General features: G+C 28.3%; 11 protein-coding genes and 3 tRNA genes. 13 read left to right on the plus strand and 1 reads right to left on the minus strand.

What is annotated here, in order from left to right:
• Positions 1-31 precede the first annotated feature (31 nt).
• Both ABDJ34_RS00780 and map read left to right on the plus strand, forming a co-directional pair.
• Positions 32-1,363 (plus strand): hemolysin family protein, encoded by a 1,332-nt coding sequence (locus ABDJ34_RS00780; RefSeq protein ID WP_412701066.1) that lies wholly within the window; start codon positions 32-34, stop codon positions 1,361-1,363.
• Positions 1,364-1,371: 8 nt separating this feature from the next.
• Positions 1,372-2,127: a type I methionyl aminopeptidase gene (gene map / locus ABDJ34_RS00785; RefSeq protein WP_412701067.1), complete on the plus strand. Its 756-nt coding sequence runs from the start codon at positions 1,372-1,374 to the stop codon at positions 2,125-2,127.
• A 37-nt stretch (positions 2,128-2,164) separates the two neighbouring features.
• Here the strand turns inward: map and ABDJ34_RS00790 are convergent, their stop codons facing one another.
• Positions 2,165-3,310 (minus strand): tRNA(Met) cytidine acetate ligase, encoded by a 1,146-nt coding sequence (locus ABDJ34_RS00790; RefSeq protein ID WP_412701068.1) that lies wholly within the window; start codon positions 3,308-3,310, stop codon positions 2,165-2,167.
• Positions 3,311-3,396: 86 nt separating this feature from the next.
• Between ABDJ34_RS00790 and ABDJ34_RS00795 the strand changes: the two genes are divergently transcribed.
• The 11 genes from ABDJ34_RS00795 to ABDJ34_RS00845 all read left to right on the plus strand — a co-directional run bounded on the left by ABDJ34_RS00795 (position 3,397) and on the right by ABDJ34_RS00845 (position 13,731).
• Positions 3,397-3,837 (plus strand): macro domain-containing protein, encoded by a 441-nt coding sequence (locus tag ABDJ34_RS00795; protein ID WP_353317123.1) that lies wholly within the window; start codon positions 3,397-3,399, stop codon positions 3,835-3,837.
• A 58-nt stretch (positions 3,838-3,895) separates the two neighbouring features.
• On the plus strand, positions 3,896-4,537 hold the full coding sequence (locus tag ABDJ34_RS00800; protein WP_094205609.1) for a zinc dependent phospholipase C family protein: 642 nt from the start codon (positions 3,896-3,898) through the stop codon (positions 4,535-4,537).
• Between the two features lie 21 nt (positions 4,538-4,558).
• A complete protein-coding gene (locus ABDJ34_RS00805; protein WP_094203584.1) occupies positions 4,559-5,284 on the plus strand; it encodes a hypothetical protein in 726 nt (241 codons plus the stop codon).
• A gap of 89 nt (positions 5,285-5,373) precedes the next feature.
• Positions 5,374-5,449: transfer RNA gene (locus ABDJ34_RS00810), tRNA-Phe, on the plus strand.
• Positions 5,450-5,457: 8 nt separating this feature from the next.
• A tRNA-Gly gene (locus tag ABDJ34_RS00815) sits at positions 5,458-5,532 on the plus strand.
• Positions 5,533-5,535: 3 nt separating this feature from the next.
• Positions 5,536-5,609, plus strand: a tRNA-Cys gene (locus tag ABDJ34_RS00820).
• 51 nt (positions 5,610-5,660) lie between these two features.
• Complete coding sequence (locus ABDJ34_RS00825) at positions 5,661-6,788, plus strand: DUF6873 family GME fold protein (protein WP_412701069.1); 1,128 nt, start codon at positions 5,661-5,663, stop codon at positions 6,786-6,788.
• A gap of 13 nt (positions 6,789-6,801) precedes the next feature.
• Positions 6,802-8,097: a histidine--tRNA ligase gene (gene hisS / locus ABDJ34_RS00830; RefSeq protein WP_412701070.1), complete on the plus strand. Its 1,296-nt coding sequence runs from the start codon at positions 6,802-6,804 to the stop codon at positions 8,095-8,097.
• Positions 8,098-8,289: 192 nt separating this feature from the next.
• Positions 8,290-10,194 carry a threonine--tRNA ligase gene (gene thrS, locus ABDJ34_RS00835; RefSeq protein ID WP_304064441.1) on the plus strand — a complete coding sequence of 635 codons (1,905 nt, stop codon included), beginning with the start codon at positions 8,290-8,292 and terminating at the stop codon, positions 10,192-10,194.
• Positions 10,195-10,274: 80 nt separating this feature from the next.
• The gene (locus ABDJ34_RS00840; protein WP_412701071.1) at positions 10,275-12,002 is read left to right on the plus strand and encodes an ABC transporter ATP-binding protein; all 1,728 of its coding nucleotides are present in this window, start codon (positions 10,275-10,277) and stop codon (positions 12,000-12,002) included.
• Entirely contained in the window at positions 11,992-13,731 is a 1,740-nt protein-coding gene (locus ABDJ34_RS00845; protein ID WP_412701072.1) for an ABC transporter ATP-binding protein, read from the plus strand. The genes ABDJ34_RS00840 and ABDJ34_RS00845 overlap by 11 nt, the downstream gene beginning before the upstream one ends.
• The last annotated feature ends 7 nt before the right edge of the window (positions 13,732-13,738 follow it).

Here is a 13,738-nt window from a genome sequence, read left to right on the forward strand (position 1 = left end):
ATATTATTATCTATAATTTTAGGAGGATTAAATGGACGAAGTCGGGCCCAATCTTATTGTAGAATTGGTTATTTTATTAATACTTATAGTAATTAATGCTTTTTTTTCAGCAAGTGAAATAGCAATTGTATCTTGTGATAAAAATAAGCTTAGGGTTATGAGTGATGACGGAAATGAAAAGGCAAAATCTGTTTTAGAACAATTTGAAAAACACACAAAATTTTTGTCTACTATTCAAGTTATATTAACTTATATTGGATTTGTTGCTTCAGCAATATGTGCATCTAGTTTAAGTGTAAGTTTGAGTAAAAAGATGATTTTTTTAGGATTAAATAAATCTGTAACTTATTGGATATCAGTGTGTGTTGTACTTATTGTTTTATCGTTTTTGTATATTTTGTTTGGACAATTGATTCCAAAAAGAATTGCTTTGAGTGTGGCGGATTCTTTTGCGTTATTTTCGATTAATGCTGTAAAATTTATTTACTTTATTTTAAAACCATTTGTTTTTTTACTTTCTAAGTCAACAAAATTTATACTGAGTATAATTGGAATTAAAACTTTGAATGTGGAGAGCAAAATTACTGTTGAAGAAATAAAATCAATGGTAGAGGTCGGAAAGGAACAAGGAATAATAAATTCAAACGAAAAAGATATGATTGATGCTGTTATTAACTTTGATGAAAAAACAGCTGAAGAAATAATGACAGCAAGAACAGAAGTATTTGCAATTGACCTTGAAGATTGTTTTGAAGATTATTTGGATAAATTAATGGAACTAAAATTTTCAAGAATTCCAGTATATGAAGGTGATATTGACAACATACTGGGCATCATCTACATTAAAGATTACATGAGTGAAGCTTACAAACATGGATTTAATAATGTTGACTTAAGAAAGATTTTAAAGCCAGCGTATTTTATATCAGAAACTAAAAATATCAATGATTTATTCTCAGATATGAAGAAAAAAAGAATTCACATGGCAATCTTAATTGATGAATATGGTGGTTTTTCAGGTATTGTATCGATGGAAGATTTAATTGAAGAAATAGTTGGAAATATCGAAGATGAATACGATCATGAAGCTCCTGATATTATTCAGGTTGACAAGTTTAATTATATAGTAAAAGGTAGTACTTCTATAAAAGAAATTAATTCTAACATTGGACTTGAGATTGATGAGCTATCGGATGATTATGATACATTAGGCGGTATGTTAATAAATCGATTGGGATATATACCTGAAGATGGCTTTAAAAGAAAAATAGAAATAGATGATGTTTTGTACAATATAATTTTTGTGGAAGATAAAAGAATTAAAAAGGTAAAAATTACATTACCTAAGAACTTTTTTGAATAGGTGATTAAATGATTATTATAAAAAATAAAGATGAAATAGAAAAAATGGATATTTCTGGAAATGTTATTTCTGGAATGCATGAAGCTTTAAGGGAATTTGTTAAACCAGGTTTGACTACAATGCAAGTTAATGATTTTTGCGAAAAATTTATTAGAAGCAAGGGAGCAATACCAGCTCAAATAGGATTTGAGGGATTCCCATACGCTACATGTTGCTCTGTAAATGATGAAATATGCCATGGATATCCATCTGATTATATTTTAAAATCAGGTGATTTGTTAAAAGTAGATACAGTAGTTGAATTGAATGGTTGGATGAGTGATTCCTGTTGGAGTTATGCAGTTGGTGAAATAGACGAAGAAACTCAAAATCTTATGGATGTTACAAGAGAATGTTTGTATGAAGGAATTAAATTAGCGGTAATAGGCAATAGACTAGGAGATATAGGAGCTAAAATTCAATCAATAGCAGAAACTAATGGCTATTCTGTAGTACGCGAATTCACAGGCCACGGGATTGGAAGAGGTATGCATGAAGATCCAATGGTTCTTCACTATGGTAAAGAACACAGAGGTCTTAGATTACAAGAGGGAATGGTTTTAACTATTGAACCAATGATTAATATAGGAACTCATAAGTTGAAAATTGATAAAAATGGATGGACAGCTAGAACTATTGACGGAAAAAAATCATGCCAATATGAACACACATTAGCCATCACAAAAGATGGCCCAAGAATTTTGACTAAACAACAAGGACAATAAAATAAAGAGAATATTTTGGGGTTCCTCAAAATATTCTCTATTTTTTTATTACTGGAAAATTATAAAAATCATTAACCTTTTTTGTAGAATATATTAGTCTACTGACTTTTATATCATATTCAAATAATTTTTTGTAATTATCAGATAAACTTGAAAAATCTCTGTTCAAAGAATAAATTTTACAATTTTTTTTAATTGCGGACAAATCGAAGTTTTTTTTGAATCCCAATAGGCGAACAGCTTCAATATCTGCATTTACGATATCATCTACAAATTTTTTATCTACTCCTAAAATATAATTTAAAATCAATCTTTGAAGTCGATTTTTGGTATATTTTTTATTTTTTATGTTTTCAAAAAAATCATCATAATTTTCATTCAATGCATTTGATAGAAGATTATCTAATCCTTTCTCATAACCCGTTATATTATCTAATTCTGACTTTTCCACAAATAATTTATAAGATAATATGTCTAAAAGTTTTTTGTTAGATCTAATAGAATTGTGTTTTAGATATTCGTAAGTTAAGGATGGAATTTTGTCTTTGAATTCTTCTAATAGTTTCAAATTAGATCTAATAGAAGAGGCACTATAAGAAATACATTCTAAGGAATTTGAATTGTATTCGCTATTGACTCTTCTTATTGGCAGAATTTTACATTTAGAGTGTAGTTTATCTAATGATTTCATATATTCCAAAGCAAGAATGTTATTTGATTTGAATATTTCATCGGAATATTCAGAGTAGTTTTGCTTTGAAAATATCATTATGTTTTTATTATATGAAATATTTTTGTTTTCTAGTATAAACTGTTTAATATTACTTTCATTTTCTAGTAGAAAATCTTTGTATGAAATTAGATCTTTTATTTCTGTTTCAATTCCAAAAGAAACATAATCACATCCAATAGTGTCTATTACTTTAATAGCGTAATAACTGAAATTTTGCGCTGATTGTAAAGAAAATACAGAAGGAATTTCAATAACACAGTCTATTCCGTGTTCCAAAGCAATTTTAGTTTTATGAAGTTTATCTAAAATAGAAAACTCACCACGTTGCACTACATTTCCGCTCATGATTGCAATTATATTTGATTCTGGGAAAATTTTTTTTATTTGATCTATTTGATGTAAATGCCCAAAATGGAACGGATTGTATTCACTTACTATAGCTATATTCATAATTATTGATTCCTTTCATATACTTTTTTCTTATGTTGTATTATAATTGATATTGGTAATATAGTAAATAAAAAGGGGTAGATTTTATGGATATAAGATTTGTTAAAGGCAATATTTTTGAGCTACAAAGCGATGCAATTTTATATTTTATCGAAAATTCACTTCTGGAAGAGAATTCAAAAAAATTAGTTGAAAAAGCTGGAGAAAGAATTTTAGAACCTCTTACAAAAATAAGTGGAATAGAAAAAGGCGAAAGTAAAATCATTCCAGCTTTTAATATAACTTCGGATTACGTGATATTGGCTAATTTGCCAGATGATTTAAGAAATAACAACAAAAATATTTTCAAAAATCTAATCTATAATGTTTTTTGTGAAATGAAAAAATTTGAAATTCATTCGCTTAACATAGATTATTCTTTTTTAACTGAAAAATATTCTAGTGAATTTGTTAATCTTATAAATGAAGTTATAGACGAAAAATCGTTGAGAATTAGCGATTTTCTTGTATTTATGTGCAAAAGTTAATAATTGACTTTTAACTTAAATTACTCTAAAATAATATTATGTCCAATGACGAAAGGTAGTGATTAATATTTTTCCAGAAACTCATAAGAGAATTGTTAGAGAAATAAATCAAGACATTAAAGATTCCTATGGAATCAATTTAAATATAAAAAAATTAGAATGGGGAGCTGTTAGTCCAGATATTTTACCAAAATACAAGCTAATAGCACATTACAAAGAAGAAAGTATAAATTATATTGTAAAAGAAATTATCACGATAATTTATCTTTTTCAATTTACAGATTTAACAAGATTGAATTCATTGCAAAATAAGATTTTAAGTACAAAACTTGGAGTAATAAGTCATTATCTAAGTGATTATGTGTGTCTTCCACATGCAAAAAGATGGAGGTGTAATCAACACCTTAAAGATCACATGAATTACGAAAGAGTTTTGAATAAGTTAGCACAAAATCATATATTTGACAAAAAAGCAATAACATCAAGTCAAATAAGCATAGATAATGATGAATGTGTGATGTTAAAAACATTGGTTAAGAATTATATTGAAGATATAGTAGATGAATATAGCATTTCAGAAGATAAAACAAGAGATTTGGACTTTGCGTACGGTTTGAATTATTCTATTTTCTGTTTTATATTTGAAACTATTGAAGTATTCTCTACAGAAAGATACTATCAAAAGTCCTTTGTTTTTTAAATATAATTAGGAGTAGGAGTTATGTATAAAGCTTATAACACGAACAATTTAAAGAAAAAGCTTGAGAAAAAATTTCTTTTCGAAGACGATTTATTAGCTTTATACTTAATGCTTGATATTGTTCAACAAGAAAACAAAATACAACCTTGTTATGTCAAATATAACGCTCTTAATAAAATTTACAATGTTTTAATTAACCATTTGTCGTATAGAAATGATAGAGAAAATATTATTAAAGCTATTTTTGATTTGATATCAGAAGATATTAATAAAATTGAATTCACTTATTATCTTCAAGCTTATACTGAAGGATTTAATAATAAGAATATAAGTGATGAGTTGGAGTTTTATGCATTAAGACATATTCCAGCATCTACGATTAAAAAATCGGATATTCTTCTTCATAATACTGAAAGCAGAAGTGCTAAGTTTTTAAAAAATAAGATGATTAGTTCAATTAAAAACAAATCAAATGCATTTAGAGTACAAGATTCAATAATAGATAATTATTGTGAAAACATCTTAAAAGACAAGATATTTAGCATTAATAGCAAGATGGACAAACAGTTAGTGATGAAATCTATTAATGATAGTGTAGTGATTTCTGAAGAAAAATTTTTGAATATGTGGCAATTAGAAAATTTGTACAAAAAAATTGTTAAAACTTTGAAAACTGTTTTAAATAATTCTATAGAAGATGCATTGTGGTATGGGTTAAATGACAGAGTATTACAAAGGTATAAGTAAATTGTAAAGTCGGATTTAAATTGTTGTAAAAAAATTTGACAAAACAAATTTAATCGTTTATACTAGTAAAGTAATGTTTGATACATTAAGCCCAGATAGCTCAGTCGGTAGAGCAAAGGACTGAAAATCCTTGTGTCGCTGGTTCGATTCCGGCTCTGGGCACCAAAATGTGTGCGGAAGTGGCTCAGTGGTAGAGCATCGCCTTGCCAAGGCGAGGGTCGCGAGTTCGAGTCTCGTCTTCCGCTCCATACGGCGACATAGCCAAGTGGTAAGGCAGAGGTCTGCAACACCTTCACCCCCAGTTCAAATCTGGGTGTCGCCTCCAAAGGAAAGTTTATTATAGACTTTCCTTTTTTTTATATGTAAAGGAGTTAATATGATTTTTATTGATTTATTAAAAGATGAGTATATTGAGGAATTATCAGATTTTGTATACAAACTGAGAAATAATTTTTTATTTCAAAATAAGTTTGATTCAAATTTGGCGAAAAATAGAACAACAATAATTAAATCTTTGAAAAAACAAATATCTAATAGAAATCATTTCGTGATTTTTGAAGAAACTAAGTTAATAGGGTATTTGGTGTTAGATTTAGATGATAAAGAGTTGCTAATCAAAGAGATATATTTAGATAAAATTAATAAATCAATACTTTTTAAAATTTTTAGATTTTTAATGGATTATGCACTATCAAACTTATTTGATATAATTAAATTTAAGTTCAATGGATTTATTTTCGATGAAATTATAAAAGAACATTTGGATGATCAAAATAGATTAGAAATAAAGAATGATATGTTTGAAGAATCTCATAAGAAATTTGCGATAATTAGTTTTAAAGCTAAAAATGGCTTGATAAAATTTTTAAAAGGCAATGATTATGAAGTTATTTACAGTTTCGATAGTAAAAAAATGGATGAAAAAGTTAGTGACCATGTAGATATGCAAATTAGGAAAATAAATGAAAATGCATTCATTTGTACTCAAGAATCGTATTTTCATTATAGGGCATATCTTCCAAATTATATAGCATTATATGTAACGGAGCTTGAGATAACGAACACATACCCGAAAGATTGCTTGTTAAATAACTTTTCAATTGAAAATCATTTAGTCTGTAATAAAAAATCTGTAGATCCTGTTGTATTAAAATTACTTAAAGATGAGAAAATAATAATGGTCAAACAAGGATATTCAAAATGTTCAACAATAGTTACTGATAAATTTGTAATTACCAGTGATAAATCCATATATGATAGTGTTCAGAAACAAAATATTAAGGCATATTTGATAGATTCTGGTGAAATAAAACTAGAAGGTTATGATACAGGATTTATTGGTGGGACTTGTGGATATTGTGCTGATTTAGGGGTTGTGTTTTATGGCAATCTTGAAAATTATAAATTTAAAAATAAACTTATTGAATTTTTAGAAAAAGAAAATATAAAATACTATTATACAGATGATGATTTTATAGATCGCGGATCTATAATTTTTAATTAATAGGAGGTCAATTATGATTCAACCATCTACATTACCGGGAATGATGGAACTTCTTCCTGAAGACCAAATGGTGTTTGATACAATTAAAAGAAGAATAGAAGATGTTTTTATTAAAAATGCATTTTTTTCAATCGATACACCTGCTATAGAAAAATTAGACGTTTTACTATCTAAAGGTGGAGGAGAAACAAGTAAGCAAGTGTATAGAATTGATAGTAGTAAGAAAAATCAAGGATTGAGATTTGACTTAACTGTGCCACTCGCAAAATACGTTTCAATGTACATGCAAGACTTAGCATTCCCATTTAGAAGATATCAAATAGCTAAGGTTTATAGAGGAGAAAGAAATCAAAAAGGAAGATATAAAGAATTTTATCAATGCGATATAGACATCATAGGAAATGAAAAATTGAGCTTATATAATGATGCGGAAATAGTAAAATGTATGTATGAAGCTTTAAAATCAATAGATGTTCCAGACTTTGAATTTCAATTTAATAACAGAAAAATATTGAATGGATATTTCTCTTATTTAGGTATTGAAGACTTTGAATCATGTTTGAGAATAATTGATAAATTAGATAAAATAGGAATAGATAATGTAAAAGAAGAATTATCTAAGCTAAACTTGGATGATGAAAAAATTGATTCGATTTTAAATTTCTTAAAAATCGATGGAACTAACCTAGAAATTATCGAAAAACTTGAATCATTGAATATTGATAATGAATTATTTGTTTGTGGACTTGAAGAATTGAAATTTGTATATGACGATATTTTATCTTTGGGTGTTAGTCCAGATAATATTAAAATAAATTTATCTATAACTAGAGGACTTGATTACTATACAGGTTCAGTATTTGAAACATTTTTTAAGGAATATCGTGAAATCGGATCTATTTGTTCTGGAGGAAGATATGATAGTCTAGCGAATAATTTTACTAAAAGCAAGTTGCCTGGAGTAGGAATGAGTATCGGCTTAACTAGATTATTTTATCAACTTCAAGAATTAAATTTGGTTAAAGGACAACAAACTAACTTTGATTGCATCATTATTCCTATGAAAGGTTATGAAAAAAATGCAGTGAAGTTGATGAATGATTTGAGAAGTTCTTCTGTAAGATGTATGAGTTATCTTGAAGATGATAAATTAAAAAAGAAATTTAATTATGCTGACAAATTATCCGTAAAATATGTTATAATAATAGGACAAGATGAAATTGAGCAAAATAAATTCACTTTACGAAATATGGAAAATGGTAATCAAGAATTATTAGAGCTTAACCAAATTATTGAAAAGTTAAAATAAAGGCGATGAAAAATCCCAGTAGGCATATAAGAACTTTCAGAGAGAGTAAAACTTAGGCTGAAATTTTACTTAAGAGATCAGTATGCTGAATACTAATTTGGAGCCTATTGTCAAATGAGAAAAAATTAGGGTGGAACCACGAGACACTTGTCCCTATCGGGATGAGGGTCTCTTTTTTATTAGGAGGTATTTATGTTTGAAGTAAAATTAAAAGATGGATCCGTAAAAGAATTTGATGAAGAAATTAGTTTATTAGATGTTTGCAAATCAATTTCTGAAGGATTAGCAAGAGACTGTGTCGGAGCAGTTGTAGATGGTAAAATAATGGGATTAATGGAAACTATTGATTCTGACTGTGAAGTTCAATTCGTAAAATTTGATGATGAAGAAGGAAAGCAAGTTTTCTGGCATACTTCATCTCACTTAATGGCTTATGCTATTCAAAGATTGTATCCAAATACAAAATTTGCAATTGGACCATCAATTGATTCTGGATTCTATTATGATTTAGATACAGATCACAAGTTTGTACCTGAGGATTTAGAAAAAATTGAAGCTGAAATGAAAAAAATAGTTAAGGAAAATCCTAAATTAGTAAGAGTTGAGATTTCAAGAGAAGAAGCTTTGGAAAGATTTAAGAAAGAAGGTCAAGATTATAAAGTTGACTTAATAGAAAATCTTGATGAAGATGCTACAATTACATTGTATGAAATGGGAGACTTCGTTGATTTGTGTAGAGGACCTCATTTATTAGAAGTGAAAAATATTAAAGCATTCAAGTTATTATCAATTGCCGGTGCATACTGGAGAGGTGATGAAAATAACAAGATGCTTCAAAGAATTTACGGAATTTCATTCCCTAAGAAAAAATTATTAGACGAATATTTAGAAAGAATGGAAGAAGCTAAGAAAAGAGATCACAGAAAAATTGGTAAAGAAATGGGGCTATTCTCAATTCAAGAAGAAGGACCAGGTTTCCCATTTTTCCATCCAAATGGAATGGTTGTGTTAAATGAACTAGAAAAATTCTTGAAGGAACAACTTTTAGATAGAGGATATGGACAAATCAAAACTCCATTGATTTTGAACGAAGATTTATGGCATCAATCAGGTCACTGGGATCACTACAAAGAAAATATGTATTTCACTCAAATAGATGGTGATGATTATGCAATAAAGCCAATGAACTGTCCAGGATCAATTTTAGTTTACAAAGATGAATTGCACAGCTACAGAGAGCTTCCAATTAAAGTTGCAGAACTTGGTCAAGTTCACCGTCATGAATTATCTGGGGCATTACATGGCTTATTCAGAGTTAGAACTTTCGTACAAGATGATGCACATGTATTCTGTTTACCTGAACAAATAGAAGAAGAAGTAACTAAGATTATAGATTTCTGTGATTATATTTATTCTAAGTTTGGTTTTAAATACGAAGTTGAATTGTCAACTCGTCCAGAAGATTCAATGGGATCAGATGAAGATTGGGATTTAGCAATCAATTCACTTAAGAGTGCGTTGGAACACAAAGGTCTTGAATATAAAATTAATGAAGGTGACGGTGCTTTCTACGGCCCTAAAATAGATTTCCATTTGGAAGATGCAATAGGTAGAACTTGGCAATGTGGAACTATTCAATTAGATTTCCAAATGCCAGAAAGATTTGATATGACTTATATCGCAAGTGATGGATCTAAAAAACGTCCAGCAATGATTCATAGAGCAATTTTAGGTAGTGAAGAAAGATTTATGGGAATACTAATAGAACACTATGCTGGAAAATTCCCATTATGGTTATCACCAGTTCAAGTAGAAATTCTTCCTATTAGCGATAAATTCAATGATTATGCGTATGAATTACAACAAAAAATGAAAGCACGTGGATTGAGAGTGAAAGTCGATGATAGAAGTGAAAAAATCGGTCTTAAGATCAGGGAATCTCAATTGAAGAAAGTGAACTATTCTTTAATAATTGGACAAAATGAAATTGATAACAATGAGGTATCAGTAAGAAAAAGAGATCTCGGAGATGTAGGATCTAAGAATACTGATGAATTTATTGATGAATTAGTAGATGAATATCAAAATAGAAAATAATTCTATAAATAAAGCTTATTTTACAATATAAAAATTTGCTCTGAATTTTTCAGAGCAAATTTTTAATAGAAGGAGGTAAAATGTACAAGAAATTTTATTGGTTTCTAAAATATTACAAAAATAAATTAATTCTTGCTATTACATTTCTTTTATTAAGTGACCTGGTCGGATTAATTCCCCCATATATTACAGGGAAATTAACCGATAGAGTATTAAACAATTCGATAGAATTAAAACCTTTTTTAATTATACTTTTAATTGATGTTTTAGTAATAGGAATTAAATATTTTTTTGCAATGGGATGGTGTTATTACACATTCAGAGCTTCGAATGAAATAGACTATGTAACTAGAAATAGACTTATGGATAAATACTTAAACGAATCCATGAAATATTTTCAAACTTTCAAAACGGGAGAACTTATGAACAGAGCTACTGGAGATGTCAATAGTTTAAGCGATTTGATGGGATTTGGAACTCTTACATTTTTCGATTCTACAGTATTTCCTTTGTTTATAATAATTATAATGATGGTCGTCGTTGACGTTCGTTTAACACTTGTTTCTATAATACCTCTTCCTATATTGGCATTTTTGTGTTTAAAGATTGGTAAGAAAATCCATGAAAAATACTCAATAGTGCAATCTACATTTGATAAGCTAAACAATAGTGTGTTAGAAGATGTTGAAGGTATTAGAATTATAAGAGTTTTTGGGATAAAAAATGCTAGATATTTTTCGTTTCAAAATCGATCTAAAATGTTGGTTCAAAAAAACATGGATGTTGTAAAATACAGAGCAATGATGGCTCCTTTTCAAAGAATAATTCCAGCAATGACTTTTGTTATAGCAATCGGATATGGAACATTTTTAATAAGTAAGAATCAAATATCTGTTGGTCAATTGGTATCTTTTACTTATTATTTAAATATGTTAATTTGGCCAATGTATGCATTAGGAAACTTCATAAATGTATATCAACAAGCCGATGCATCAATGGATAGAATCGATAATATACTTGACTATAAAGATGAATTAGATTTAAACGAAGATTACGAGGAAATTGATGATATAGAAAGTATTAAGTTTGAAAATTATAGTTTTAAATATCCTTACTCTAAAGAATTCGCACTTAAAGATATTTCTTTTGAATTCAAGAAGAACATGAGGGTGGCTATTGTTGGAAAGACAGGGTCAGGAAAGTCAACTATTCTTAAACAATTATTATTCTTATATCCAAGGCAAAATGAATTTGAAATCAACGGTAAATACACGAATTTATTAAATTTAAAATCAGCAAGAGATAATATGGCGTATGTGTCTCAAAAAAGTATGATTTTTTCGGATACAATAAAAAATAATATAAAACTTTCCAAGATAGAGGCCACAAATGAAGAAGTGGTTAAAGTATCTAAAAGTGCGGATATTTATAAGGATATAGTCAATTTTCCTGATGAATTTGACACTTTGTGTGGTGAAAACGGACTGTCGTTATCTGGAGGTCAAAAACAAAGAATTTCATTAGCAAGAGCTTTATTAAAAGACTCAAACTTGGTTGTATTAGACGACTGCTTAAGCGCATTGGATACTCAAACTGAGAAAAATATTTTAAGAGAGTTAAAAAAACTGAAAAAAACAGTAATCTTATCGACTCATAGATTAAATCAGATTGACGATTTTGATTTAATAATAGTAATGAAAGATGGTCAAATAAGTGAGATGGGTACTCATTCGGAATTAATGGAAAACAAACAATGGTATTACAATCAATATAATATCCAATTAGTAAGGGGCAGATATGAAGAGTAAATTAAGAAATAAATTTGTATCAGAAAAACTAAAAATGTATTCCATGAAGCAATCAAAAGAATTGGTGATTGGATTTGTCTTTTCCTTATTAAGAACTTCAATGGAAATTTTGGGACCGATTGTAATAGGATTTGTATTAAATGAGTTTGTCGCTAAGAATAATATAGTTGGTAATTTTTCATCGATTATAAAATATTTGGCTATTTATTTGGTGATCTACGTTGCTTGTGGAATTTTCAGTAACTTGAGTATGATTTATTTTGAATTGGCAGCAAACAATGTAACATATTTTGTACAAAATGATATCTACAAACATATCAATGAATTACCTATAGAATATTTCGATAATTTGGCAGCGGGAAGTATCGTATCAAGGATTACGAATGATACTATGAGATTGAAGATAATGTTTCAATTAATTCTTGCAGATATTACAACTGCTGCGATAATGATAATTGCAATATATATTATGATGGTTGTAACAAATATAAAAGTGTCGCTGATGCTTCTTATATTGTTTCCATTGGTTTTCTTAATATTTTATGATTATAGATACAAGTCAGCAAAGCATAACAAAAGAATCAGACATCTAGTTAGTAAAATAAATGCAAATATTAATGAAAATATTAATAATATGGAAATAATTCAAGCATTAAATGTCAAGAAAACTATAAAGAATAAATTTGATAAAATTAACAAAGAAATTTTTGATAATAATTTGGCCCTTACAAAACTGAGAAGTTATGGTGGATACAGGGCAATTGATATAATTGGTTTATTATCAACAGTTATAATTTTATTTTATTTTGGATATGGTCAGATAACGAAAAGTTATCCAGTTACGGTTGGTGGCCTTTATATCATTATTGATTATACTTCAAAGATATTTTCGAATGTTAGCGTAATCGTTACAAGATTTGGAGATATGGAACAAGCTTATGCATCTGCAAGTCACATATTTGACATAATGAAATTAGATACAATTGAAAAGTCACATGGTGTGATAGAAGACCTAAAGGGAGATATTGAATTTAAAAATGTTTATTTTGCTTATGATAAAAATGATGTATTAAAGGATATTTCATTTAAAATACCAAAATCAACTAGTGCAGCTTTTGTAGGGACTACAGGTAGTGGAAAATCAACAATCCTTAATTTAATATTGAAGTTTTACGATGTAAAAAGTGGTGAAATTTTAATTGATGGGATAAATATCAATAATTTAAATGAAGATATTATGAGAGAAAACTTTGCGGTTGTACTACAAGATCCGTTTCTTTTTGAAACTACATTAAAAGAAAATATCACTTTAGATAAGGATTATAGTGACGAGGAAGTGATACATGCGTTAGAAAAATTAGGATGCTATACATTGCTTAAAAAAGGTTTAAATGAACCTATAAAAGAAAAAGGCTCTAATCTTTCACAAGGAGAAAGACAATTAATCTCCTTTGCAAGAGCATACATTAGAAATCCTAGAATATTAATTTTAGATGAAGCTACATCAAATATTGATACTGAAACAGAGCAAATTATCCAACAACCATTAGAAAAATTAAAATATTCAAGAACTACATTGATAGTAGCTCACAGATTATCTACAATTAGAAATGTAGACAAGATTTTTGCCTTATCCAATGGTAAAATAATAGAAAGTGGAACTCATGATGAGCTATTACTAAAAGATGGTTTCTACAAACAAATGTATGATGAGCAATCATCCAATTAAAGGGGGA

The organism is Finegoldia dalianensis, assembly GCF_046255015.1.
GTDB classification, from domain to species: domain Bacteria; phylum Bacillota; class Clostridia; order Tissierellales; family Peptoniphilaceae; genus Finegoldia; species Finegoldia magna.

Coding starts and splice junctions, on each gene's coding strand:
- ABDJ34_RS00780 (WP_412701066.1), top strand. CDS start 32: ATGGACGAAGTCGGGCCCAATCTTATTGTAGAATTGGTTATTTTATTA.
- map (WP_412701067.1), top strand. CDS start 1,372: ATGATTATTATAAAAAATAAAGATGAAATAGAAAAAATGGATATTTCT.
- ABDJ34_RS00790 (WP_412701068.1), bottom strand. CDS start 3,310: ATGAATATAGCTATAGTAAGTGAATACAATCCGTTCCATTTTGGGCAT.
- ABDJ34_RS00795 (WP_353317123.1), top strand. CDS start 3,397: ATGGATATAAGATTTGTTAAAGGCAATATTTTTGAGCTACAAAGCGAT.
- ABDJ34_RS00805 (WP_094203584.1), top strand. CDS start 4,559: ATGTATAAAGCTTATAACACGAACAATTTAAAGAAAAAGCTTGAGAAA.
- ABDJ34_RS00825 (WP_412701069.1), top strand. CDS start 5,661: ATGATTTTTATTGATTTATTAAAAGATGAGTATATTGAGGAATTATCA.
- hisS (WP_412701070.1), top strand. CDS start 6,802: ATGATTCAACCATCTACATTACCGGGAATGATGGAACTTCTTCCTGAA.
- thrS (WP_304064441.1), top strand. CDS start 8,290: ATGTTTGAAGTAAAATTAAAAGATGGATCCGTAAAAGAATTTGATGAA.
- ABDJ34_RS00840 (WP_412701071.1), top strand. CDS start 10,275: ATGTACAAGAAATTTTATTGGTTTCTAAAATATTACAAAAATAAATTA.
- ABDJ34_RS00845 (WP_412701072.1), top strand. CDS start 11,992: ATGAAGAGTAAATTAAGAAATAAATTTGTATCAGAAAAACTAAAAATG.